Below are 25,420 nucleotides of genomic sequence, written 5' to 3' on the forward strand. Positions count from 1 at the left end.
GCGCGGGTTCCCCAGCGCCGGCCCACGTTAGCCGCCACAAGCGGCGAGGTTGAAACCCTGTTTGGAGATCCACATGCAGACAACCGTCAGTCTATGGCCGCTCATTGGCGTGGCCGTCATCATCGTTGGCTTTTTATTACGGTTCAATCCGATGTTAATCGTGGCCGCTGCCGCGATCATCACGGGTCTGGCCGCGCACTTCCCGCCTGAAAAAATCCTCGCCGAAATCGGCACCGGCTTCATCAAGACCCGCAATATTCCGCTGATCATTCTGCTGCCGCTGGCCGTGATCGGCCTGCTGGAACGGCATGGCCTGCGCGAGCGCGCCCAGGCGTGGATCGGCGGCATCAAGGCCGCGACCGCGGGGCGTTTGCTGATCGTCTACCTGCTGGTGCGCGAGCTGACCGCCGCGGTCGGTCTGACCGGTCTCGGCGGCCATCCGCAGATGGTGCGTCCACTGATCGCACCGATGGCCGAAGGCGCGACTGAAACGCGCTTCGGCAAGATCAGCGACGCGGTTCGCTTCAAGCTGCGCGCCTTCTCTGCGGCAACCGACAACGTCGGCCTGTTCTTCGGTGAAGACATCTTCGTCGCGTTCGGCGCAATTGTGCTGATGACTACCTTCCTGAAAGAAGCCGGTATCGTCGTCGAGCCGATTCACGTGGCCGTCTGGGGTATTCCCACCGCGATCTGCGCGTTCGTCGTTCACGGCTTCCGCCTTTATCTGCTCGACCGCAGGCTCGAACGAGAACTGCGCGGCAACGCCGCAGCGAGCAGCGCCTCCGTTTCGCCGACGCAACCCGCCGCAGGAGACAAAGCATGACGCTCACGATTACCTATCTGTTCTGGCTGCTGGGCGTGGTGCTGCTGGTCGTCGGCGGCATGATCGCCACGGACAAGGAGCACCCGCGCCGCTTCACCGCCGGCGGCTTCTGGATTCTTTATGCACTGATCTTCCTGATCGGCGACAAGCTGCCGCCCTCGGTGGTCGGCGTGCTGGTGATCGTGATGGCGCTGATCGCGGGTTTTGGCGGCGTGACCGCGGCCAAGCCGAAGCTGCTGTCGCTCGAAGCACGCAAGGCTAGCGCCGCACGGCTCGGCAACAAACTGTTTGTGCCTGCGCTGACGATTCCGGTCGTTACCGTGCTGATTACGTTGTCGGCCAGTCATCTGATCTTCGGCGGCATGCCGTTGATCGAGAAGGCTAACGTCACGCTGATCGGCTTCGGTATCGGCTGCGTGATCGCACTGGCGATTGCCTGCGTGCTGACGCGCGACACGGTCGGCCAGTCGATGAAAGAGACGCGTCGCCTCGTCGATGCGTTGTCATGGGCGGCGGTGCTGCCGCAGATGCTCGGCATGCTCGGCCTCGTGTTCTCAGACGCCGGCGTAGGCAAGGCGGTCGCCCACGTCACCACGGCCTACATCAGCCTCGACTACCGGTTTGTCGCAGTGGCCGTGTACTGCATCGGCATGGCGCTCTTTACGATGGTGATGGGCAACGGATTCGCCGCATTTCCGGTGATGACGGGCGGTGTCGGTGTGCCGATTCTGGTCGGCGTGTTTCACGGCAACCCGGCGGTGATGGTTGCGATCGGCATGTTCTCGGGCTACTGCGGCACGCTGATGACACCGATGGCCGCGAACTTCAACATGGTGCCGGCGGCACTGCTGGAATTGCCGGATAAGAACGCGGTGATCAAGGTGCAGGTGCCCACCGCGCTGACCTTGCTGGTCGTGAATATTTTCCTGCTGAATTTCCTGATGTTCTTATAGGAATCTTGGCTCACCGCTTCGGCTTGCATGGACAGATAACGCGTCCGGATGTGTGGGCTGAAGCGGCGGTGTGCGCCTGTGCGCAACGACGGACCGGATTAAGGCACGAGTTTCATCTGCTAAGGGAGGCTGCGTGGATCATCCCGCGCGCCATGTGGCCGGAAGGTTTGCTGCAAGGCCGCAGCGACCTGCTCGAGCACGACGTCCCAGCCTCCTTGCTGCGGCTGATTGAAAAGTCGCACGCTCGAATACCAGGGGCTATCCTCCCGATCGCGCAACCAGCGCCAGCAACCCGCAAAGCGATTGAGAAGCCAAACCGGCTTGCCCATCGCGGCGGCCAGATGCGCGACCGAGGTATCGACTGAGATGACCAGGTCAAGGTTCGCGATTAGCGCGGCGGTTTCCGCAAAGTCATCAATGTCGTCCATCCAGCTTGTCAAACAGGCTTCCATTGCCGGCTCGGGAAGCTTCGCCGGATCGTCAGTCTTTTGCAGACTGATCCAGCGTATGTGTGGCATGGCGAGGAGCGGCGCAAATTGCGCAGACCTGATGCTGCGCACTTTGTCCTCGCTGGAATTCGAATGGCCTCCGGCCCACACCACGCCTACGCGCGGCAGACCGGGGTTCGGCAACGCAGCCAGTCGGGCATGCCACCAGGCAGCACGCCCGGGATCGGCATACAGATAGGTGAAGGCTGGAACGTTTTCCAACCGCGTACCGAACGCCATGGGCAGCGACATCAGAGGGCAATACCAGTCCCACTCTTCAAAATTGGGCTCGACATTGTCGAGCACCACGACGCCAGGCCAGCGCTGGCCGAACGACTGCTCGTAAAGACGCTTCAAGGGCCGCGGACAGATGTAGCCGACCTGCGAAAAATGGTTGAGCGCCAATGGCAGATAGCGCACGAACTGCAGGCTGTCACCAAAACCCTGCTCATGAAAAACCAGCAAGCGCGGGGCACGAACCGGCATGCCCTCCGCGCGACGTGTGGCCCCCGGATTTTCGCCCCTCCATTGCGGCAGCGGAACGTCCGGAGGTTCCGGTGTGGAACGTCCTTGTTCATCGACCATGTTGACCCAGCGATCTTCGAACAAAGGCCACGCTTCCTCATATTTGCCCGCGGCCAGCAAGACGGTGCCAAGACTGACGCGAACGCCGAGAGAAGTCGGATCGAGTGTAATGGCGCGCCGGAGATGTCGCTCGGCATCCCCGAGGGCACCGAGATTCTTGACGACATCGCCCAGCCTCTTGTGTACCAGTTGATGGTCCGGTTCGAGTTCGAGCACCCTGCGGTAGGAATGCGCTGCGTCTTCGTAGTGTCCCTGTATCTGCAACGCCAGCGCCAGAAAGTAATTGAGCGACGGTAAGTCGGGTTGAAGCGCAAGGCCCCGTTGGGCCGTTTGTATGGCGTTTGCGGTGGCACCCAATCTGATCTGAATAAAGCACAGCAAATTGTATGAGGTCGGATCGGGTTGGGCCTCGATCGCGCGCTCGATCCAGCTTTGAGCCGACTCCAACTGCGTCGACTCGAACGCCAACACGCCGTATGAGTACAGGGCTCGAACATGCTGCGGATCTCGCGCAAGGATTCGGTCCAGGAGTCGCTTCGCCAGGTCAACATTGCCTGCTCGACGAGCTTGATCGGCCTCGTTGTACAAAGTTGTAATCTCGTCGGGCGTCAAGGAGAAGGGGATTAGCATGGCGGGCGGGAGGGTGTACATTGGGTGTACGTTGGGTGGCCAATCCGGCGACCACGGCGGTTGACGTCGAATCGGCGATTTCTGACCTGAGTCAGAGATAGATGCTGCGCGGGATGCAACGGGGATGCCCGAGTTGAATCGGGGCTTCAATTGTGGGTGCCGCGTGGCGGCCGGTCTCTAGGACCACTCCGAAACGCCCGGCGGGAGACAAGCGGGATTGCACAGGCGCGAGGTTCGCGAATCAGGCAGGCGGTTCCGCCCGGACCAAAATGAATTAGCCAATTTAAGATGCGTCCGATCGTCAGCAAAACGGCTGGAACATAAGCTGGTGGATGGTTTCCCATCCACATGCGCCGGCGCGCAACGCGCCGCCAGCGCCTTCCAGCAGGTCCCTCATGGAACATCAATCCCACCCTGACGCCGCAAACGCCGGCACGCCGCCCTCCGCTTATCTCACCTCGCTGATCGACGCCGCGCTCGAAGCACACCAGGCCGGCCGCCTCGATGCCGCCGAGCCGTTCTACCGCGAAGCCCTCGCGCTCGATCCCGTGCATGCCAAAGCGCTGCATTACTTCGGCGTGCTGCAACACCAGCGCGGCGACCATGTCTACGCCGCCGAGTTGATGAGCGAATCGCTCAAACTCGATCGTACTGACGCCGCCTGCTGGAGCAATCGCGGCCTCGTCGCGGCGGCGCTCGGCCATCGCGAAGAAGCGATGATCTGCTACGACCAGGCGTTGCAGTTGCAGCCGGATTTCGCCGACGCGCGCAACAACTTCGGCGTCGCGCTGCAAGCGCAAGGCGCGCTCGAAGAGGCGATCGGGCAATACCAGTTGGCTTTGATAGCGAATCCGTCGATGGCCGACGGGTATCTGAACCTCGGCACCGCGCTGAGCAAGCTCGGTCGCCACCACGACGCACTGGCCTGCTATCAGACAGCGCTGTCGCTCGATCCGCAATCGGCGGCGGCGCATTTCAACGCGGGTAATGCACACAATGCGCAGGGCGATCACGCTGCGGCCATCGCCAGTTTCGAACAGGCTCTGGCACTGCACGGCGATTATGCGGAGGCGCACATCAACCTGGGCAGCCTGATCGGCAAGCGTGGCGACTACGCGGGCGCCGAAGCGCAGTATCGCCGTGCGGTCGCACTCAAGCCGAACCCGACGAATCTGGTTTGCCTCGGTGGATCGCTCGGCGCGCAAGGCCGTCTGGATGAAGAGGAAGGTTTCTATCGCCAGGCACTAACACTCGACGCCAACTACGCGGACGCGCATCAAAACCTCGCATGGCTGTTGCTCAAACGCGGCGATTTCAAACAGGGCTGGGCGGAATTTGCGAAGCGCTGGCGCAGGAGCGACTACGAGGCGATCGCCGTGCCGGATGTTGCCGAGTGGCAAGGCGAGCCGCTCGACGGGCGCCGACTGTTGCTGGTCGGCGAACAGGGTTTCGGCGACCACTTCCAGTTTCTGCGCTACGCACGTGTGCTCGAGCAACTCGGCGCCACTGTCGATATCTGTGTACGCGAACCGCTGCTGCCGCTGGTCGGGCGCATTCCGGGCGTGCATCGCGCGTTCGGTGGCACGCCTGACAGCCAGTACGATTTCTGGGTGCCAATGATGAGCGTGCCGTCGTGCCTCAGCACCGACCTGTCGACCATTCCCGCGGAGGTGCCGTATATGTTCGCCGACAAGGCAAAGGTCAAGACGTGGCGCAAGCGGGTGGACGCAGCCGGCAAAGCAAAATGCAAAGTGGGTCTCGTGTGGTCCGGCAGCCCGACGTTTGGCAATGACCGTTATCGCTCGATGACATTGGCCGACCTGAGCACGCTAAGCGAGTCGAAAGACGTCGCGTGGTACGCGCTGCAGAAGGGCCCGGCGCACGCTCAGTTGGCTGATGCGCCCGAAGCGTTCCGCGCCCACGATTTCACCGCCGATCTGCACAACTTCGACGACACGGCCGCGCTCATCATGAATCTCGATCTGGTGATTGCCGTGGACACCGGCGTGGCGCATCTGGCCGCCGCGCTCGGCAAGCCGGTGTGGGTCTTGCTGCCCGCGAACTCCGACTGGCGCTGGCTCGAAGCGCGCAGCGATTCGCCGTGGTATCCGTCGATGAAATTGTTCCGGCAGACCGCGTTGGGCGATTGGGCGCCGGTGGTCAAACGTGTGTCGGACGAACTACGCGACGGCAGTCTATAAAGTCTTCGCTGTGCAGAATTCAGGCGTTCTTGCGCAGCGCCTTTTCAACCCATTCATGCGCAGACAGAACGCCGCAGCGCCGCGCCTTAGGAACGACGACGCTGCTGCGCCAGCATGTAGGCGCGCAACAATTTGTTGATGCGCGTCTGATAGCCCGCCCCCTGCCCTTTGAACCACTCCAGCACGTCCGCATCCAGGCGCATCGTTACAGCCTGCTTCGGCGGAACGTGCAACTCAGCCCGGTCAAAAAAATCGTCGCCCAATTCAGGCACGTCGCTTGTGTCGATTTGCGCGTCGCCGGCCTTTGCAAGCCGCTTCCAGTCGGTTCCTGATGTTTTACCCATAATTTCGCCTCTGCTCGTTTTCAGCCATTCCAACGCCACCCACGGTGCCAGTCAATTCCACACGCTGTACTTGTAGCGTTTCACCTCATGCCTAGTCGCCTTGCGGGCCGAGATGATACGGATCACATCCGCACTGCGTTCAACGTACACCACCACGCCTACGATGGCGGCCATCCAGCCTAGCGCGACCCAGCGATCTTCACCGTAGTCTTCCCGCTGATCTATCGCCGTCAGCACCGGATGATCGAACACGTCGACGGCATCTCTGAAGTCGATGCCATGTTTATGAATGTTGATTTGATTCTTGACTTCGTCCCATTCAAACCGCACACAGCACCTGTATTGACGTCTGTACATACATCATAGCACGCATGAGTAGCTATGTCCGCGTGAGCCGCGAGCAGTTTGCGGCGCACGTCAACGTCGGACTGGTTGTTCAAATACCGGTTCCTATTCTGGCCGGACGGCCTACCCCGGTTCGGACTGTGGCCGGCCACTCCGTGCGTGTCTCACGCAAGGCTGGGACGAATCTCACCCCGCATCCACCACGAACCCGTGCTGGCGCAAAAGCTGCAGCACACCCTTGCGGCCGCCCAGATGCAATGCGCCGATCGCCACGAACACCGGCTTGTTCGGCCCGGCGATCAGCAGCATCCGTGACACGAAGCGGCGGTTGCGCTCGTACACGATCTTGTTGTCGATCTGATCGGAGATGCGCTTGTCGCGCGCCAGTTTTTCGGACTTCGCGGTTTGCCAGGCCGCGATCGCATCGGCATCCCCCACTCGCCACAGCCGATGCAGCGCCTTCACATCGTCGACGTTTTCCGCGGGCGTCTGCACCAGGTCTTGTGCGAGCATTTCGCGTTGCTGCGCAAGCGTGAGTCCGGTGAACGCGCGCATCTGCTGCGGCAAGGTCTCGAGACCAACGATCTTGCCGCGCGTCCTGATGTACACGTTCTGCAATTGCGCTTCCGTGCCGTACTCGGTCTGCAAGCCGGCACTCAACGAATCGTAGGTTTCGACCACGAGAGACGCGAGCCACGGCCGCATCTTCTTGATCTCATCCAGCGCCGCGGGATTGCCACGCAGGCGTAAGTCCAGCTTGTGCCACAACGGCTCGGGCAGCAGGCCCGGCAGACAGTCACGCCGGCAGACGCCGTACTTCGACACATCGTCTTGCGAGACCAGCAGTTCGTCGGGCGAGAGTTCGAGCGCCAGCGTCGGCGAAGCCACGAGCGCGCCGAGGATCGGCGCGCGGAACGGCTGCCCGGGAGGATAGTCGGCGGGGTCCCCAACGTGCAACGTGCCGAGCACATAGATAGTCGTAGTGCCGCGCGTCGCGACATAGAACGGCATGCGCGCCGGTTGCATGCGCACCGGGCCGCTCGCCATGGTGCCCGGCGTGGCGGGCGGCGGATTGAAGCCCGGCAAGGTGGCGCGTGGCGGTGCCGGCAGATTGGGCACCGGCAGCGCCGGCCGCCCCGCCTGAGCAGGCGCATTGGCAGCCGCCCCGGCGGCATAAGCGACGCCGATCAGCCCCGCGCCCGGGTGAAAAACAGAACAAACGCCGAGGAGCACGGCACCAGTCAGTGCGCGCGCTCCCCAGCGCCGCGCAAAAGCAGCGTGGCAGCCGCCATCACGCGAGCGGCGCGTAAGACGACGCGCCGCCACTGCATCAGGCATCCACGTCCCCCACCTCCTCGGCGCGGTGACACGACACCTGACGGCCATCCACTTCACGCAACTTCGGTTCTTCGCTGCGGCACCGGTCGATCGCGTACGGGCAGCGCTGATGGAACGTGCAGCCCGACGGTGGATGCAGCGGCGACGGCATTTCGCCTTGCAGCTTGATCTTGATGGTGCGATCCGCTTCGAAGATCGAAGGCGTGGCCGACATCAACGCGCGCGTGTACGGATGACGCGGATTCGAGAAAATCCGCTTCTTGTCGCCGAGTTCCGCCACGCCGCCGAAGTACATCACCATCACATCGTCGGCGATGTGCTCCACTACCGACAGATTGTGCGAGATGAACACGTAGCTGGTCTTGAACTGCTCCTGCAGATCCATGAACAGATTGAGAATCTGCGCCTGAATCGACACGTCGAGCGCGGACACCGGTTCATCGGCGACCACGATCTGCGGATCGAGGATCATTGCGCGCGCAATCGCCACACGCTGACGCTGACCGCCCGAGAACATATGCGGATAGCGCTTTGCATGCTCCGGGCGCAGGCCCACAGTGCGCATCATCTGCGCGATCCGGTCGGCGCGCTCGGTCGCGCTCAGTTGCGTGTTGATCGCGAGCGGTTCGCCAAGCGTCTGCTCGACGGTCTTACGCGGATTCAGCGAAGCAAACGGATTCTGAAACACCATCTGCACGCGCCGCCGCAGTGCGGCGATCTTCGCGTGATCGGCGCCTGCCACGTCTTCACCGTCGATCAACAAGCGGCCCGCGCTGGGCGCTTCGATCATGGTCAATTGCCGCGCGAGGGTGGATTTTCCGCAACCGGATTCACCGACCACCGCGAGCGTCTTGCCGCGTTCGAGCGCAAACGACACGCCGTTCAACGCCTTGACGGTGCCCTGGCTGAACATGCCGCGCTTCACCGTGTAGTAACGCGCAAGCTTGTCGGCAACCAGCACGTGATCGCCCGCATGGTCCGACTGGCGCCGCGGTTCGAATACTGCGTTCATCGTGCGCCTCCATGGGTGTGAACGTTGGCGTCGCCGCTCAGGTTCAGGGGTTTGATGCAGCGCACGCGCGCCACTTCAGCGTGGTCTGGCATCTGCGCCAGCGCGGGCCGCGCCTTCATGCAGTCGTCGACCACGTACTTGCAGCGCGGTGCGAAGAGACAGCCTTTAGGACGGTCGTCGCGCCCCGGCACCATGCCCGGCAGTGCAGCGAGCCGCACCGCGCCGACATTGTGCTCGGGAATCGCCGCCAGCAACGCTTCCGTATACGGATGATGCGGCGCGGCGAAAATATCCGGCACGCGATTGGTTTCAATCACTTCGCCAGCGTACATGACCGCGACGCGCTGCGCGACCTCGGACACCACCGCCAGATCGTGCGAGATCAGCACGAGCGCCATGCCGCGTTCCTTCTGCAGCTTGATCAGCAGCTCCATGATCTGCGCCTGGATCGTGACGTCGAGCGCGGTGGTCGGCTCGTCGGCGATCAGCAGCTTCGGGTTGCAGGCGATCGCCATGGCGATCATCACGCGCTGGTTCATGCCGCCGGACATCTGATGCGGGAACGAGCCGATGCGGCCTTTGGGGTCCGGAATGCCGACCTGGTCGAGCAATTCCAGCGCACGTTTGTCCAACGCGCTGCCGCGCAAGCCTTCATGCAGCTTCAGCACTTCCTTGATCTGATAGCCGACCGTGTAGCTCGGATTCAGACTGGTGAGCGCGTCCTGGAACACCATCGCAATGTCTTTGCCGATGATCTTGCGGCGCTCTCTGGCCGATGCCTTCAGCAAATCCTTGCCGTTGAAGGTGATCTCATCCGCGGTGACTTTACCTGGCGCGTCGATCAGGCCCATCAGCGCCATCATCGTCACGCTCTTGCCCGAACCCGATTCGCCGACTACGCCGATCACTTCGCCCGGCGCGACGTCGAGGTTAATCCGATCGACAGCGGGCAGGCCGTTGAAGTCCACCGCGAGATTGCGGATGGTCAATAACTTATCCATATCAGGCCATCCGTTTCAGTTTGGGATCGAGTGCGTCGCGCAGCCCGTCGCCGAGCAGATTGATCCCGAGCACCGAGATCAGGATGGAGAGACCCGGCATCGTGACGATCCACCATGCGCTGTCGATATAGTCGCGCGCCGAGGCCAGCATCGCGCCCCACTCTGCCGACGGCGGTTGCACGCCCAGCCCGAGGAAGCCGAGCGCCGCGGCGTCGAGAATCGCCGACGAAAAACCCAGCGTAGCCTGCACGATCAACGGTGCCGTGCAGTTCGGCAGCACTTGCGAGAACATCAAACGCAGCGTGCTCGCACCGGCAACGCGTGACGCCGTCACATATTCCTTCTGCAATTCGCCTTGTGCCGAAGCACGCGTCAACCGCACATAACCCGGCAACGCGACAATCGCAATCGCCAGCATCGTATTGACGAGGCCCGGACCGATGATCGCGACCACCGCGACTGCGAGCAGCAGCGAGGGCAACGCGAGCAGCACGTCCATGATGCGCATGATCGGCGTATCGGCCCACTTCTCGAAGAACGCCGCGATCAGGCCGAGCACGATGCCCGGAATCAGCGCCAGCACGACCGAAACGAAGCCGATCCAGAACGACAGCCGCGCGCCGTACATCAAACGCGAGAGGATGTCGCGGCCCGCTTCGTCGGTGCCGAGAATGAACTTCCAGTTGCCGCCGTCGAGCCATGCGGGCGGGATCTTGACCGAGTCGCGATACTGCTCGATCGGGCTGTGCGGCGCAATCAACGGCGCGAAGATCGCGATGAAGATCAACACCAGCACAATGATGCCGGCACCGACCGCGCCACGATTGCGCGAGAAATTCGCCCAGAATTCGCGGGCGGCTATTGCGCGGCCACTCGGGGGAGTGACCGCCTGGGGGACGGTATTTTGAATGTCTGCCATGATCAGGTTACCTCGTATGGCGAATGCGCGGATTCAGCACGCCGTACAACAGATCGACGACGAGATTCACAACGATCACCAACGTAGCGATCATCAGGATACCGCCCTGCACCACCGGATAATCGCGCCGGCCGATCGCGTCGATCAGCCACTTGCCGATACCCGGCCACGAAAACAGCGTCTCGGTCAGCACCGCGCCCGCGAGCAGCGTGCCGACCTGCAAGCCGATCACAGTCACGACCGGAATCAGCGCGTTACGCAACGCGTGCACGACGATCACTCTCGCGGGCGACAAGCCCTTCGCACGCGCCGTGCGGATGTAATCCTCGCGCAATACTTCGAGCATCGACGAACGCGTCATACGCGCGACGACCGCCAGCGGAATCGTGCCGAGCACAATGGCCGGCAGGATCAGATGGCTGAGCGCGGATTTGAACGCGCCTTCGTCGGTGGACATCATCGCGTCGATCAGCATGAAGCCGGTCACGTGCGGAATGTCATATTCGACCGCGATGCGGCCCGACACCGGCGTCCAGCCGAGCTTGACGGAAAACACCATGATGAGGATCAAGCCCCACCAGAAGATCGGCATCGAGTAGCCGGTCAACGCCGTGCCCATCACGCCGTGATCGACCACCGTGCCGCGCCGGAGGGCCGCGAACACGCCCGCCGGCAAGCCGACGATCAGCGCGAACAGCATCGCGCAGAACCCCAGTTCAACGGTAGCGGGAAAGCGTGCGAGGAATTCGCCCATCACGCTGGTATTGGTGATGATCGAGGTGCCGAGGTCGCCGTGCACGGCGCGCCCAATGTAGTGGACGTATTGCATCGGCAAGGACTCGTCGAGCCCAAGGCGATGCATCGCGGCGGCATGCATGGCGGGATCGACGCCGCGCTCGCCCATCATCACTTCGATGGGGTCGCCCGGTATCAGGTGAATCAGCGCAAACGCGAGGATCGTGATGCCGATAAACGTCGGTATCACCATGCCGATGCGGCGCAAAACAAAGCGGAACATGGTTCGTCCCTATGGTCTTGGTGAAGAAAAAACGCAACCGGCGACGAGGGCTTGTGACCCCGGCCGCCGGACCATTTCGACCAGTTTTCTAACCGTGCGAAAAGCTACTGCGTAAGCTTGACTGTATTACTTTTACTTGACGCTGACGCCGTCGAAACGCGCATAACCGAGCGGCTCGATACGCATGTCGACCACCTTCTTGCTGACAGGCTGGTACACGGTCGAGTGAGCGATCGACGAGAACGGCAGTTGCTGAGCGAAGATCTGCTGAGCTTGCATGTATGCCGTCGTGCGTGCGCCCTGATCGGACGTGACGCGACCCTTCTGGATCAGATCGTCGAACGGCTTGTAGCACCACTTCGAGAAGTTGTTGCCGTTGATCGCTTCGCAGCCGAGGAGCGTGCCGAGCCAGTTGTCCGGATCGCCGTTGTCGCCGGTCCAGCCGATCAGCATCGTGTCGTCTTCACCCGCGTGAGCGCGCTTGATGTACTCGCCCCATTCATACGTCACGATCTTCGCCTTCACACCGATCTTGGCCCAGTCGGCCTGGATCATTTCCGCCATCAGACGGGCGTTCGGGTTGTACGCGCGTTGCACCGGCATTGCCCACAGCGTGATATCGAAGCCGTTCGGGTAGCCGGCCTTCGCCAGCAGCGCCTTGGCCTTGTCCGTGTCGAAGGATGCGCCCTTCAGGTTCTTGTCATACGACCATTGGGTCGGCGGCATCGGGTTCGTCGCGGCCTGGCCTGCGCCTTGATACACCGACTCGATGATCGCCTTCTTGTTGATCGCCATGTCGAGCGCCTGACGCACTTCGACCTTGTCGACCGGCTTGTGCGTCACGTTGTACGCGAGGTAGCCGAGGTTGAAACCCGGCTGCGACGGCATCGCGATGTTCGCTTCAGCCTTCAGCGGCGCGATGTCGGCCGGACGCGGATAGCTCATCACCTGGCATTCGTCGCGCTTGATCTTCTGCACGCGCACACCGGCGTCCGGCGTGATCGAGAAGATCAGCTTCGAGATCTTGACCGCGTTCGGCTTCCAGTAATCCGGATTGCCGTCAAAGCGGATCGTCGCGTCTTTCGTGTAGCTGCGGAAAATGAACGGGCCCGTGCCGACCGGGAACTGGTTGATGTCGGCAGCCTTGCCGGCTTTCATCAACTGGTCGCCGTATTCACCCGACAGGATCGACGCGTATTCCATCGCCAGATTCTGGATGAACGGTGCGTTGACTTCCTTCAGCGTGAATTTGACCGTGTACGGGTCGACCTTTTCCACGCTGGTGATCAGCTTGTCGAGGCCCATGTCCGTGAAGTACGGGAACTGGACCGGGTAGGCCTTATGGAATGCCGAGTTCGGGTCCAGCATGCGCTGGAACGTGAACACGACGTCATCCGCATTGAATTCGCGCGTCGGCTTGAAGAACGACGTGGTCTGGAACTTCACGCCATGACGCAGATGGAACGTGTAGGTCTTGCCGTCCGCGGAGACATCCCACTTTTCGGCGAGGCCCGGCTCGACCTTGGTACCGCCGCGCTCGAATTCGACGAGGCGGTTGTAGACGGTGAACGTATTAGCCGTGAAATCGGTGCCCGTGGTGTATTGGGCCGGATCGAAACCCGCAGGACTGCCTTCTGAGCAGTAAACCAGGGTTTTATTCGGAATCTCAGCGCGCGCGACACTTGCGCCCACCATCGATGCCGCTGCAGCTGCGACGAGCGTCGTAACACGCGCGGCGCGCAACAGATTGTTTTGCTTCATGTTTCCTCCAGGATCGGGGCCGGCTCCCGCCGGCGTAGCGCGATATTACTTGAGCTTGGGCAGCGGCAACAAGCGGAGGAAAATACCCCCGTTGACGATCGGAAACCAATGAGGCATAAGGGCGACCGCACGCCGGCGCTGGCCGGAGCGTGCGGCGCCAGATGGCGGGCTGCGCAAAAAGCGGCCCGCGAGTGGTTGCTGGCGTTTATTTCAAACCGACGTTCATGAATTGCGTTGGGCCGAACGGGTCGATCTTGAAGCCCGTGACATCCTTGCTGATCGGCTGGTAGACCGTGGAGTGGGCGATCGGCGTAAACGGAACCTGGTCTTTGAAGATTTCCTGGGCTTCTGTATAAGCCTTGGTGCGCTCGGCCAGATCGGTCGTGCTGCGGCCTTTCTTAATCAAATCGTCGTAGGGCTTGTAGCACCATTTGGAAAAATTACTGCCATTTACCGCGTCGCAACCCAGCAATACGCCAAGCCAGTTATCCGGATCGCCATAATCGCCGGTCCAGCCGATCAGCATTGCTTCGTGCTCGCCTGAATGGCCGCGGCGGATGTACTCACCCCATTCGTAGGTTGCGATCTTCACCTTGACGCCGATCTTCGCCCAATCGGCTTGCAGCATTTCCGCCATCAGGCGCGCGTTAGGGTTATAGGGTCGCTGGACCGGCATCGCCCACAGCGTCAGGTCGAAGCCGTCGGGATAGCCCGCCTGCTTGAGCAGCGCTTTGGCTTTGTCGACGTCGTACGGGGCGTCTTTCAGGCTCTTGTCATAGCCCCATTGCGTTGGCGGCATGGGATTGGTCGCGGCCTGGCCGGCACCCTGATACACCGATTCGATAATCGCTTTCTTATTGATCGACATATCGAGCGCGCGGCGTACCAGCACATTATCGAGCGGCTTCTTGGTCGTGTTGTAGGCAATAAATCCGAGATTGAAACCGACCTGATGCGGCATGGCGAGCGACGCTTCGGCTTTGACTCCCGGAATATCAGCGGGACGCGGATACGCCATCACCTGGCATTCACCGCGCTTTAATTTCTGGAGCCGCACCGCCGGATCGACCGTAATCGCGAATATCAGCTTGCTGACTTTAACGACGCCCGGTTTCCAGTAATCTGGATTACCGTCGAAGCGAATCGTATCGTCCTTCGTATAGCTGCGAAAAATGAACGGGCCGGTGCCGACCGGATATTGATTGATATCGGACGCTTTACCCGCTTTCAATAACTGATCGGCGTATTCGGCCGACAAAACCGAGGCAAACGGCATCGCGATCTGCTGCAAAAACGGCGCATCCACTTCCTTCAGCGTAAAACGCACCGTGTACGGATCAACCTTCTCGACCTTCACAATATTTTTCGCGAGGCCCAGATCGCTGAAGTACGGGAACGGCACCGGATAAGCCTTGTGGAACGGCTGATCCGGATCGAGCATCCGCTGATAGGTGAAGACGACGTCGTCCGCATTGAATTCGCGCGTCGGCTTGAAGAATGACGTGGTCTGAAACTTCACGCCGTGCCGCAAATAGAACGTGTAGGTCAGGCCGTCCTGCGACACGTCCCATTTCTCAGCGAGGCCGGGTTCGATATCGGTGCTGCCGTGGGCGAACTCGACAAGCCGGTTATAGACCGTGTACGAGCCGGCGCTGAATTCGACGCTGGTGGTGTACTGCGCGGTGTCGAAACCCGCGGGGCTGCCTTCGGAACAGAACACGAGGGTTTTGTCAGGCAAGGTGGCCGCGCCGGCTGCGGCGGGCGCGAAGGCGGCAGCCAGAACTGCAAGAGCGCCCAAGACTGGAAGGCAGGTATGGCGAACTGCGAACAGCAATCGGGATACTGTCATCTCGTTCTCCGCACAGCAGCCACGTCAGCTGCGCTTCGATCATAGACAGCGCAAAAACGGCCTTCAAGAAGGGCTAACCATCGCTTGGCGAACTGACGTTTCCCAACAGTTTGCTGTCGCAGGACACTTATGCTGTGTGTTTTGGCAGAAATGTTGACGCCAATTTGACCAATTTGGGTAAACCCCTAGTATTTCTATGACTCCGTTTCAATTCACGAACAGCTGGTTCAATCAAACAGCAAGAGACGTCTGGGACCAGTTGCTTCCGCAGTTCAACCCAACAAAAATCATCGAGATCGGCTCTTATGAAGGCGCAAGCGCGTGCTATCTGATCGAGAGTCTGGCGCAACAGCGTCCGATCGAACTGCATTGCGTCGACACGTGGGAGGGCGGCATAGAGCACCAGGCGGGCGGTGTGGCTCAGACCGACATGACCGCTGTGGAGGCACGCTTTCGTCACAATGTCGAACTGGCCGCCGGGCGGCATCCTGGACGGGCCGAAATCGTGGTTCACAAAGGGTTTTCGGACGACTGCCTCGCGCGCATGATCAGCGACGGCAAGAAAGGGTATTTCGACTTTGTGTACATCGACGGCTCGCACCAGGCGCCTGACGTCCTATGCGATGCCGTGCTCGGGTTCAAACTGCTCAGGACGGGCGGCGTGATTGCGTTTGACGACTATCTTTGGTGCGAAGATCCGGCATCCGGGAAGGATCCGTTGCGTTGCCCGAAGCCGGCGATCGACGCGTTCGTCAATCTGAATTTCCGCAAGCTGCAAGTTCTGTCCGCACCGCTGTATCAGTTATACGTGCAGAAGCTGTCTGATTAGAAGCTGTTGCAGCAAGGTTCGCGTGGCCGCAACAGCCGTGCGAACCTCAAAAGTACACTAAGCGCCCAACCGCTCGCAGATCGCCTTGGTCGCCGCTGCGCCATTCAACGTGTAGAAGTGCAGCCCCGGCACCTTCGCGTCGGTGAGACGCCGGCACAGGTCCGTCACCACATCCAGCCCGAACGCGCGAATCGACTCACGGTCGTCGCCGAAGCTTTCCAGACGGCGCGCGACCCAGCGCGGCACTTCCGCGCCGCACATCTCCGAGAAACGCATCAGTTGCGAGAAGTTCGTGATCGGCATGATGCCCGGCACGATGGGTACGTCGACACCGAGCTTCCTCGCGTCGTCGACGAAACGGAAGTACGCGTCCGCGTTGAAGAAATACTGTGTGATCGCTGAATTGGCGCCGGCCTTCACCTTGTGGGCGAAGTTTTCCAGATCGTGACGCGGCGAGCGCGATTGCGGGTGGTACTCCGGGTAGCCGGCCACCTCGATCCAGAACCAGTCGCCGAACTCGGCGCGGATAAAGCTCACCAGTTCCGACGCATAGCGCAGTTCGCCGACTTCGCCCATGCCGGACGGCAGATCGCCGCGCAATGCGACGATATGGCGGATGCCATGCGCACGGTACTGGTTGAGGATCGCACGCAGGCTCTCTTTCGACGAGCCGATGCACGACACGTGCGGCGCCGCTTCAAGTCCTTCCTTCGCCATTTCGACGACGGTATCGAGCGTGCCCTGTTGCGTCGAGCCGCCGGCGCCGAACGTGACGGACACGAACTTGGGCTTGAGCTGCGCGAGCTGCGCGCGGGTGGCGCGCAGCTTGTCGACGCCTTCCTGCGTTTTCGGCGGGAAGAATTCGAATGAAAGTTCGATCGGGTTCATGATTCAGTAGATCAACCGATACTGCGGTTGCCGAAAATAAGCGCGGACAGCAGCCACGAAACGATGCTGTACAGAATCGAGCCGAAGAACGCCGACCAGAAACCCGACACTTCGAATCCCTTCAGCAGCGACGCGCACAGCCAGAAGCACAGCGCATTGACCACCAGAATGAAAAGTCCGAGCGTGACGATCGTGACGGGCAGCGTCAGCAGGATCAGCACCGGTCGCAGAATCGTGTTGATCAACCCGAGCACCACCGCGACGATCAAGGCGGTGCCAAAACTGCGGATATGAATCGACGGTACGAGGTAGGTGATGATCAGAAGCGCAAGCGCGTTGATCAGCCAGGTCAGCAGCACGGTCATGTAGAGCTCCTTTAAGGCAGGATGTCCGGTTGAACGGAACGAGGCGGGCATGGCGAACAGGGCTGCGCCTTACGCGCCGCCCTGTCGTCAAACTGTCATGCTTTAACCGCCCGCGTGCTTGATGCTACGTAAATGCGGTTACTTGGAAGCGGCTAACTGCTTAGTAGCGGTAGTGGTTCGGCTTGAACGGACCGTTCTTGTCGACGCTGATATAGCTCGCCTGATAGTCCGACAGCACCGTCAGTTCCGCACCGATACGACCCAGATGCAGACGCGCGACCTTTTCATCAAGGTGCTTCGGCAGCACGTAGACCTTGTTTTCGTACTTGTCGCCGTGAACGAACAGCTCGATCTGCGCGATCGTCTGGTTCGTGAACGATGCCGACATCACGAACGACGGATGACCCGTCGCGCAACCCAGATTCACCAGGCGGCCTTCAGCCAGCAGGATCACGCGCTTGCCGTCCGGGAAAATGATGTGGTCGACTTGCGGCTTGATGTTTTCCCACTCGTACTGGCGCGTCGAGGCAACGTCGATCTCCGAATCGAAGTGACCGATGTTGCAGACAATCGCGTTGTTGCGCATGGCAGCCATATGATCGTGGCCGATCACGTGGAAATTGCCCGTTGCCGTGACGAAAATGTCGGCCTTGTCGGCGGCATATTCCATCGTCACCACGCGATAGCCTTCCATTGCCGCTTGCAGTGCGCAGATCGGATCGATTTCCGTGACCCACACCGTGGCGCCCAGACCGCGCAGCGATTGTGCGCAACCCTTGCCCACGTCGCCGTAACCGGCCACGACCGCGATCTTGCCCGCGATCATCACGTCGGTTGCACGCTTGATACCGTCAACCAGCGATTCGCGGCAGCCATACAGGTTGTCGAATTTCGACTTCGTGACCGAATCGTTCACGTTGATGGCCGGGAACGGCAGGCGCCCTTCCTTTTCCATCTGGTACAGACGATGCACGCCGGTCGTGGTTTCTTCGGTCACACCCTTGATGTGCGCGAGACGCGTGGAGTACCACACCGGATCGGCGTCGAGATGCTTGGCGATCGACTTGTACAACGCGACTTCTTCTTCGTTTTCCGGCTTCGAGATTACCGAACGATCTTTCTCGGCCTTCGAGCCGAGGATCAGCAGCAACGTGGCGTCACCGCCGTCGTCGAGGATCATGTTGGCGAATTCGCCATTCGGCCATTCGAAAATGCGGTGCGAGAACTCCCAGTATTCGTCGAGCGATTCGCCCTTGAATGCGAACACCGGCACGCCGCCTTGCGCGATCGCGGCGGCTGCATGGTCCTGCGTCGAGAAAATATTGCACGATGCCCAGCGAACGTCCGCGCCGAGTGCCGTCAAGGTTTCGATCAGCACGCCGGTTTGAATCGTCATGTGCAGCGAACCCGCGATGCGCGCGCCCTTCAGCGGCTGCGAGCTCTTGTATTCCTCGCGCGTCTGCATGAGGCCGGGCATTTCGGTTTCAGCGATATTGAGTTCCTTGCGGCCCCAGGCTGCAAGCGACATATCGGCGACGAGGAAATCCTGCTTGGAATTTGAATCGAGAACTGCGGCGTTCATCACGCCCTCCTTTCTAAGAAATTGACTAGAAATTTGACGTGAGCGCGGTTCGATGCGGTGGATAGGGAAGCGCTATGCGCATCCTGTCCCTCCGATTGAAGCCTCCGAGCCTGGCGGGCGGCCGGCGAATGCTGATTCGCGGTACCCGTCGCAACGCTCCTCGAAGACGAACGGCGATTGTAGCAAATCGAGATGGCTTCGGGGTGTGGATCGGGAGGGTGTTGCGTGGGGGGCGGGTGAGCGTGGGTGCGTGCGGGTGAGTGCGGGTGCGTTATTAAGCGGCCTGATTCGGGCGAGCAGACGCGACAACGACGCTTGCCCTGCGCAATTGCTCGATACCCGCGCGCGCGGTGTCGAGGAACTGCCTTGAAAACCGGAACGCTTCGGCTAGGTCGGTGGGATCCGGTGTCTGAAAGCCAAGTGCGATGCGGAAATAGCGTTCGGCGTGAATGCCCGCGTGATAGTGCATGCGTACGCGCTTCGCGTCGTCCAGACGACGGTTGCTGAAAATGTCGCGCAACGCCCACGAAAACGCGCCGTCTTCGCCGCCGATGCGGCGGAATGCATCATCCATCGGAAAGCCGCCGAGGGCGGCATACACCGCGCGGCGGATGATCAGGCTGCTCGGCACCGTATTGCTGAGCGTGACGGCGTGCTTACTGAAGTCGGGATGGCCGGTGAGCTCGACCGGAAAATCCGTGTAGTCGACGTCGAGCCGCACGGACGCTTCGTTCGGGTTCTGCGCGAGAAATGCGCTCGCGGCGGCTAGCGCGCCGGGCAGGTACTCGTCGTCGGCGTCGAGAAAGGCGAGCAGACCGTGAGCCGCATGCATCGCGCCCCAGTTACGCGCCCGAGCCGGGCCGCCGTTGCAGGGCATCTGCAGCAGGCACACGCGAGGGTCGAGACGCCCGTAATGTGCGACCAGGTCTGGGGAGGCATCGGTCGAGCCGTCGTCTACCACCATGATCTGCGCGGCTTCCGGCTGAATCAGGCAACTTTGAAGTGCACGGGCGAGCGTTGTCGCGCCGTTGTAGCAGGGAATGATGATCGAGATGGGCGTCATGGACTGAAACAGGCTCTGCGGGCCGAACGAAAGAGAACCGTCGATGTTATCCGGCTTTCGGCGGCGTCCATCCTGGAAAGGCTGGAGAAGCGCCGTGCGCGACCGCGCCGAACAACGCGCTGCGCACGAACGGCGCAGATACAAAGTGCGTCATCCGCTTCAACCGCAACATAAATACGATGACTTACAATCGCCCAATTCATTCCAAATTGGAATTCTGGAGCCGGACATCGTGGAACTACGTGCGCTGCGGTATTTCGTCGAAGTGGTCCGTCAGCAGAGCTTCACTGTCGCGGCCGAGCAGATGTTCGTCACGCAGCCGACCATCAGCAAGATGGTCAAGTCGCTGGAAGACGAAATCGGCTCGCCGCTGCTGTTGCGCGACGGGCGCCAGATGGTGCTGACCGACGCCGGCCGGATCGTCTACCAGCGCGGTCAGGACGTGCTGGCGGCGCACGCGCAATTGCAGGCCGAACTGAACGATCTCGACACCCTCGGTCGCGGCGAGCTGACCATCGGCATTCCGCCGATGGGCGGCTCGCTGTTCACGCCCGCCATTGCCGCCTTCCGCCAACGCTACCCGAAAATCGAACTGAAGCTCTTCGAGCAGGGTTCGCGCGCGATCGAAGCCGCGCTGATTCATGGCGAGCTGGAGTTAGGTGGCGTGCTTCAACCGGTCGATCCGGAAAATATCGAAGTGCTGCCGATGACGAGGCAATTGCTGTGGCTGGTCGCGCGCAGCGGCTCGCGCTGGGATGACCTGCACGAAGTGCCGCTCGCCGAACTCGCCAACGAGCCGTTCGTGTTCTACGGTGAGAGCCTCGCGCTCAACGATGTCGTGCTGAATGCGTGCCGCGCTGCTGGCTTTGCGCCGACCATCGTCGGGCGCAGCGGGCACTGGGATTTCATGGCGGCGCTGGTGCTGGCCGGTGTCGGCATCGCGCTGTTGCCGGCGCCCTACTGCCGAAGGCTCGACGCGTCGCAGTTCACCTGCCGCCCGGTCGTGGAGCCGGAGATTCCGTGGGAAATGGCGATTGGCTGGCGCCGCAACGGGTATCTGTCGCACGCGGCGCGCGCGTGGCTGGAGGTGGCGCGCGAAACGCTGCCTGGCCAGGCCGGCGACGACTTCATGCTGGGACCGGGCATCGGTGTGAACGGCATCACGGCGCCTGTTAAGACATCGAAGCCGTAAATGCGGCTCCCGCGAACGCGGGTTACTGCAAACGCGATCACCGCAAATGTGGCCGCCGCAAATGCGGCCACCGCCAACGCGGCCGCCGCAAATGCGGCCAGCCAAATGACAACATGCCGCCCGGCGCAGACCGGGCGGCATGTTTTTCATTCAGGCTCACCTCAACGGCTTACCTCGGACGCCCACCGAGCGTCGTCATTACTGTTGCGTGACAAACTCGATGCGGCGGTTGGCAAAGCGGCCACTCGCCGTGTCGTTGCTCGCAACCGGACGCGCGTCGCCGTAACCTTGCGCGACGAGCGAATCCGCCGGCACGCCCGTCTTCACGAGATACGCGCGAACCGCTTCGGCGCGCCTCTTCGAGAGTTCCAGATTGGCTTGTGCGCCGCCGACATTGTCCGAATAACCGGCCACTTCGAGCTTGGGTGTCTTGCCGTTGCGGGCGCAGGCATGCAGCACTTGCGCCGACTGGTTCAGATCGGCCATCGCCGAGACGGGCACGCGGGCGCTGGCGCTCATAAAATTGATGACCTGCAGGTTCAGCACCTTGACCACGTCCGCTGTCGCGCACGAGCTATCCGGCGCGAGCAGGCCCTTGATCGCACCGCGGAAGTTCTCCGTTGCGCTGGCAACCGCCTGTTCAACGTTGAACGAACCGATCTGATACGACGCGCCGAACAGCGACTTCAGTTTATCGAGCCAGCCGAGCTTCGCGTTTGCGGCGCTACCGCTCAATTCGATGCGCGCGCCGTCCACCTTCACCTCCGCGCCCGGCAATGCCAGCAACGGCAGCAGGCCGTCCAGACGAGCGAGCCAGTCGGCCGGCTTCGTGTCCTGGTCCACCGTCACGTTCGCGACGAAATGCTCAGCACCGAAGCGTTTGGTCAGCGCATCGATCAGTTGAGTCTTCTCGGCGTCGCTGCCGACCGTTGCGGTGAGCGTCGGCTTGCCGGCGGCGTCGACCGTGAAGCTGAGCTGGCTGTCTTTGGCAGGCGCGGGTGCAGCGGCGGGTTGCTGCGCTTCGCTGGCGGCGCTTGCCGCGACGGCGTTGGCGGCTGCCGTCGAAGCCGCGGCGTCGCTCGCCGCGGGCGTTGCGACCGCGGCGAGCGAGGCTTCAGCCGGTGCGGACGCGGGCTGCACCGTCGCCGCGGCTTCCGCGCTACTGCGCTCGCTGCTTTGCGCGCCTCGTTGCTCGTTACTGCAACCGCGCAGGAACAGGAAAGCCAGCACGGCAGCAATCGCCGCGAGCAGCCACCACAGCCACTTGCGCGGACGGCGCTCTTCGCGCACCACAGCGTCGACAGGCACGCGAATGCTTGCCATCGCCTCGACCGCCGGCTTGGCAGCAGGCGTCGGATGGTCGATGTGCGCCGAGACCGCCTTCAGTTGCGACAGAATATTGCCGGTGAACGCGCCGAGTGTGCTCAGCCCAAGGCCGCCCATCAAACGGTCGTTCAGGTAAGGCGCAATCGCCGGCAGTTGATGGCCCAGCAGTGTCGGCAGTTGGCCGACATTGCCCTGGCCTTCGAGAAAATGCCGCTTCAGCAGACCCAGCAGCGTTGCGCCGACGATGCCCGTCATGGCGTGCGTCGCATGCGCCGGCACACCGGTTTGGGTGGCGACTTCGTCGCTGAGCGTATCGACGCGGCGATCGAGCACGCGCTCGAGCAAGTGGCGCCCCGCACCTTCCAGCTGGCTCACGCCGGTGGTGCTGCCGAGCAGTTGCGGCAACTGCTCGGCGATGTGGCCGTTCACCTCGGGTGAAATGATCGCGGTGAACAGCGAACGCGCGCCGTCGAGCGTTGCGCCCTTCTGCATCAGGCCGGCGACGAGCGCCGGGCCGGTTGTTGCAAGCACCTTCTGGGTCGCGTCTGGCGGCAGCCCGAAGCGGGCCGCCAGCTGTCGCACGACACCGTCCGTCAACGCGGACTGAATCAGCTGAATCACATTGATACTCATCGCTTCGCTTCCTTGAGTTCCCGAACGCGCCACCTGACGCGCTCTTTTTGGCGGCGCGATTATAGGGGCGTGGAAATCTCAAAAATGAATCGACAAGATTAATTACAAAAACCGCAATTCCATTTGAAAATTCATATTTTATTTACGCAGCCTCACATTTGCATGCGGTTGATGCACTACACCGATGTAGTAGTTTGGCCAACACACCCTACAGCCATCCAAGAACCCGGTTGCAGGAAATTTCTGCAAATTCAATTTCCAACAAAAAATAATAGACCACCCAGTTTTTCAGCTATACCGTTAGTGAGATACATGATTGGAATTGGCTTCACGAAAGTATCGTCACTATAAAAAATATGCGCTCGCCATAATGGAATTTTAATTTTATTAATTGGCCGTCCCCATTAGCGACCGAAACCGAGACATTCACAATGAGCAACTATCTTAAATATGCCGACTCCCTCGAAGTCGCGCAAATGGATGAGGACGCTCTGAGCCATCAGATTGCCGAGTCGATGGCGCGAGTGGGCCATGCCGTGTGCTCGCGGCACGGCCACGCCATGCGCAATGCCCATGCAAGAAGCCATGGAATATTGAAGGGCGAACTGGTGATAGATGGCCCTTTGCCGACCCACCTGGCGCAAGGGCTCTTTTCTCAACCGGGCCGTTACCCCGTTGTCATCCGCCTCTCCAGCTCCCCCGGCGAAACTGGGCCGGACAGTCAACCGGCCGCGCGTGGATTCGCGATTAAGGTTCTGGGCGTTGCAGGCAACAAAGTCCTGCCCGACGACTCGGGTCATACACAAGATTTTTTGCTGGTGAACAGTCCGTCGATCGCCTTCGGCGATGTCCGTTCGTATCAGTGCATGCAGGACTTTCTGGAACGTGCGGAGCTCGATCCGGATGGCATGGCCGGCGCGGCGGCAAAACTGAAGCGCACGCCCGATCCCAAGCTTGAATCCATGCTGACCGAGGTGCAACACGCGAACAGCAACCACATTCTCGGTGAGACCTTTTATTCGATGGCTGCCGTGCGGTTCGGCGAATACGTCGCAAAAATAAGCGTGGCACCCGCATCAAACGAGGTTCGAGCGCTAACCGGCACGCCGGTCGACACGCTTCACCGTCCGTCCGCATTTCGCGACCTCGTCGTCGATTTCTTCCGCCAGCACGGGGCGGAATATGACCTTCGCGCGCAACTGTGTACCGATCTCGCCCACATGCCCATCGAAGACGCTGCTGTTGTCTGGGACGAAAAAAGCTCGCCCCAGCAAGTCATTGCGCGAATCGTCATCCCAAGACAGGAAGCCTATAGCCCGGCCCGGCAAGCATACGGTGACGAGGTGCTCTCGTTCAGTCCGTGGCACGCGATCGAGGCCCATCGGCCTTTGGGCTCGATCATGCGGATCCGCAGAACGGTGTACGAGCAATCCAGCCTGTTCCGCCACACGACGAATGGCGAGCCTCGCAGGGAGCCGGAAGACATATCGGAACTGCCTGACTAGCAACGCTGTTAGCTGAACCCCACCCAACGTAAAGCTTAACGATTGCCGACCCGTCTTCGGCTAATTTCTACTGCGAGAAATAGTATGAACACCGCATCCATTGCTGCAAACCCAATCCAGGCCAAACGCCGCACCCGGGAAGAAATTATTCAGGCTGTCGAAGAGGCGGTACCCGATGCCTCCGCGCAATCGAAAAAAGCGCTGATCGATGACCTGGTCGCGCAGGACGCCGACGACACGGCCGTTGAAAATGGTTCGGCCGGCCGTGCCGGCCTGAAAAGCGGCAACGTCTCCGAACTCACCTCGATCATCACGCTGAAACCCGGTGGCGCCGCGCGTTTGCGCCGCATTTTCGCCATGGTGCGCGGAAATTTTTCCGGCGCGAACCGTGTCGCCACGTTGCACGATATGCGCTTCATTTTTCTGGAGAACGACACGAAATTGTTGTTTGCAACGACATACGACGGCGACTGGGACACTTACATCGGAGACTTCGCCACGAAGATCCCCGAATTGATGGACCTGCTTTTCGGTTCGGTGGAAGGCTGGCCCGGCATCAAGAGCCCTGACGTCAAGGATTTCATTATCTCGAAGCAGATCACTGCTGCGGGGTGGTATGTCGCCAATCCCAAACAATCCGTCGTTGACGTAAAGCGCAACGCAAAGATTGCGGAAACGCTCGATACGTTCCTGGACGAATTTGGAAAGATCGCCTGATCAGGCTGACCAGGCTGACCAGGCTAAGCAGCCTGAGCAAGCAATGCTAACGG

At 61.0% G+C, this 25,420-nt stretch carries 22 protein-coding genes and 1 riboswitch; of the genes, 7 read left to right on the forward strand and 15 right to left on the reverse strand.

Going from position 1 to position 25,420, the window contains the following annotated elements; all coding sequences use genetic code 11:
* Positions 1-73 precede the first annotated feature (73 nt).
* Both KHO23_RS18805 and KHO23_RS18810 read left to right on the forward strand, forming a co-directional pair.
* On the forward strand, positions 74-823 hold the full coding sequence (locus tag KHO23_RS18805; RefSeq protein ID WP_211612731.1) for a DUF969 domain-containing protein: 750 nt from the start codon (positions 74-76) through the stop codon (positions 821-823).
* Positions 820-1,776 carry a DUF979 domain-containing protein gene (locus KHO23_RS18810; protein WP_211612732.1) on the forward strand — a complete coding sequence of 319 codons (957 nt, stop codon included), beginning with the start codon at positions 820-822 and terminating at the stop codon, positions 1,774-1,776. The genes KHO23_RS18805 and KHO23_RS18810 overlap by 4 nt, the downstream gene beginning before the upstream one ends.
* Positions 1,777-1,895: 119 nt before the next feature.
* On the opposite strand, the gene KHO23_RS18815 is transcribed toward KHO23_RS18810, so the two are convergent.
* Positions 1,896-3,500, reverse strand: a complete 1,605-nt coding sequence (locus KHO23_RS18815) for a tetratricopeptide repeat protein (protein ID WP_236066916.1) — start codon at positions 3,498-3,500, stop codon at positions 1,896-1,898.
* 374 nt (positions 3,501-3,874) lie between these two features.
* Here KHO23_RS18815 and KHO23_RS18820 point away from each other — a divergent pair, with 374 nt between their 5' ends.
* The gene (locus KHO23_RS18820) at positions 3,875-5,680 is read left to right on the forward strand and encodes a tetratricopeptide repeat protein (protein WP_211612733.1); all 1,806 of its coding nucleotides are present in this window, start codon (positions 3,875-3,877) and stop codon (positions 5,678-5,680) included.
* Positions 5,681-5,766: 86 nt separating this feature from the next.
* Here KHO23_RS18820 and KHO23_RS18825 read toward each other — a convergent pair whose 3' ends face one another.
* From KHO23_RS18825 to KHO23_RS18865, 9 genes are all read right to left on the reverse strand, one after another.
* Positions 5,767-6,057, reverse strand: coding sequence for a BrnA antitoxin family protein (locus KHO23_RS18825; RefSeq protein WP_236066917.1), 291 nt, complete (start codon positions 6,055-6,057; stop codon positions 5,767-5,769).
* 18 nt (positions 6,058-6,075) lie between these two features.
* Positions 6,076-6,354, reverse strand: coding sequence for a BrnT family toxin (locus KHO23_RS18830; protein WP_236066918.1), 279 nt, complete (start codon positions 6,352-6,354; stop codon positions 6,076-6,078).
* Between the two features lie 201 nt (positions 6,355-6,555).
* A complete protein-coding gene (locus KHO23_RS18835) occupies positions 6,556-7,707 on the reverse strand; it encodes a TraB/GumN family protein (RefSeq protein ID WP_211612735.1) in 1,152 nt (383 codons plus the stop codon).
* Positions 7,700-8,719 (reverse strand): peptide ABC transporter ATP-binding protein, encoded by a 1,020-nt coding sequence (locus tag KHO23_RS18840; RefSeq protein WP_211612736.1) that lies wholly within the window; start codon positions 8,717-8,719, stop codon positions 7,700-7,702. The genes KHO23_RS18835 and KHO23_RS18840 overlap by 8 nt, the downstream gene beginning before the upstream one ends.
* Entirely contained in the window at positions 8,716-9,720 is a 1,005-nt protein-coding gene (locus KHO23_RS18845) for an ABC transporter ATP-binding protein (RefSeq protein ID WP_211612737.1), read from the reverse strand. The genes KHO23_RS18840 and KHO23_RS18845 overlap by 4 nt, the downstream gene beginning before the upstream one ends.
* A 1-nt stretch (position 9,721) precedes the next feature.
* Positions 9,722-10,639 carry an ABC transporter permease subunit gene (locus KHO23_RS18850; RefSeq protein WP_211612738.1) on the reverse strand — a complete coding sequence of 306 codons (918 nt, stop codon included), beginning with the start codon at positions 10,637-10,639 and terminating at the stop codon, positions 9,722-9,724.
* A 7-nt stretch (positions 10,640-10,646) separates the two neighbouring features.
* Positions 10,647-11,657, reverse strand: a complete 1,011-nt coding sequence (locus KHO23_RS18855; protein ID WP_211612739.1) for an ABC transporter permease subunit — start codon at positions 11,655-11,657, stop codon at positions 10,647-10,649.
* Positions 11,658-11,789: 132 nt separating this feature from the next.
* Entirely contained in the window at positions 11,790-13,418 is a 1,629-nt protein-coding gene (locus KHO23_RS18860; RefSeq protein WP_211612740.1) for an ABC transporter substrate-binding protein, read from the reverse strand.
* A gap of 205 nt (positions 13,419-13,623) precedes the next feature.
* The gene (locus tag KHO23_RS18865; RefSeq protein WP_211612741.1) at positions 13,624-15,267 is read right to left on the reverse strand and encodes an ABC transporter substrate-binding protein; all 1,644 of its coding nucleotides are present in this window, start codon (positions 15,265-15,267) and stop codon (positions 13,624-13,626) included.
* Positions 15,268-15,463: 196 nt separating this feature from the next.
* Between KHO23_RS18865 and KHO23_RS18870 the strand changes: the two genes are divergently transcribed.
* Positions 15,464-16,096: a class I SAM-dependent methyltransferase gene (locus tag KHO23_RS18870; protein WP_211612742.1), complete on the forward strand. Its 633-nt coding sequence runs from the start codon at positions 15,464-15,466 to the stop codon at positions 16,094-16,096.
* Between the two features lie 57 nt (positions 16,097-16,153).
* On the opposite strand, the gene metF is transcribed toward KHO23_RS18870, so the two are convergent.
* The 4 genes from metF to KHO23_RS18890 all read right to left on the reverse strand — a co-directional run bounded on the left by metF (position 16,154) and on the right by KHO23_RS18890 (position 19,994).
* On the reverse strand, positions 16,154-16,984 hold the full coding sequence (gene metF, locus KHO23_RS18875) for a methylenetetrahydrofolate reductase [NAD(P)H] (RefSeq protein ID WP_211612743.1): 831 nt from the start codon (positions 16,982-16,984) through the stop codon (positions 16,154-16,156).
* Between the two features lie 11 nt (positions 16,985-16,995).
* On the reverse strand, positions 16,996-17,349 hold the full coding sequence (locus KHO23_RS18880; protein ID WP_028198543.1) for a phage holin family protein: 354 nt from the start codon (positions 17,347-17,349) through the stop codon (positions 16,996-16,998).
* A gap of 160 nt (positions 17,350-17,509) precedes the next feature.
* Entirely contained in the window at positions 17,510-18,931 is a 1,422-nt protein-coding gene (gene ahcY / locus KHO23_RS18885; protein ID WP_211612744.1) for an adenosylhomocysteinase, read from the reverse strand.
* Between the two features lie 33 nt (positions 18,932-18,964).
* A riboswitch (S-adenosyl-L-homocysteine riboswitch) is annotated at positions 18,965-19,099 on the reverse strand.
* Positions 19,100-19,205: 106 nt separating this feature from the next.
* On the reverse strand, positions 19,206-19,994 hold the full coding sequence (locus KHO23_RS18890) for a glycosyltransferase family 2 protein (protein ID WP_211612745.1): 789 nt from the start codon (positions 19,992-19,994) through the stop codon (positions 19,206-19,208).
* Positions 19,995-20,226: 232 nt separating this feature from the next.
* Here KHO23_RS18890 and KHO23_RS18895 point away from each other — a divergent pair, with 232 nt between their 5' ends.
* Positions 20,227-21,186: a LysR family transcriptional regulator gene (locus tag KHO23_RS18895; protein WP_211612746.1), complete on the forward strand. Its 960-nt coding sequence runs from the start codon at positions 20,227-20,229 to the stop codon at positions 21,184-21,186.
* A gap of 198 nt (positions 21,187-21,384) precedes the next feature.
* Here the strand turns inward: KHO23_RS18895 and KHO23_RS18900 are convergent, their stop codons facing one another.
* Positions 21,385-23,145: an OmpA family protein gene (locus tag KHO23_RS18900; RefSeq protein WP_211612747.1), complete on the reverse strand. Its 1,761-nt coding sequence runs from the start codon at positions 23,143-23,145 to the stop codon at positions 21,385-21,387.
* Positions 23,146-23,738: 593 nt separating this feature from the next.
* Between KHO23_RS18900 and KHO23_RS18905 the strand changes: the two genes are divergently transcribed.
* Entirely contained in the window at positions 23,739-24,650 is a 912-nt protein-coding gene (locus KHO23_RS18905) for a catalase family protein (RefSeq protein WP_236066919.1), read from the forward strand.
* An 84-nt stretch (positions 24,651-24,734) separates the two neighbouring features.
* On the forward strand, positions 24,735-25,367 hold the full coding sequence (locus KHO23_RS18910; protein WP_211612749.1) for a hypothetical protein: 633 nt from the start codon (positions 24,735-24,737) through the stop codon (positions 25,365-25,367).
* Positions 25,368-25,420: the final 53 nt, after the last annotated feature.

Origin of the sequence: Paraburkholderia haematera (assembly GCF_905220975.1) — a bacterium.
GTDB lineage: Bacteria > Pseudomonadota > Gammaproteobacteria > Burkholderiales > Burkholderiaceae > Paraburkholderia > Paraburkholderia haematera.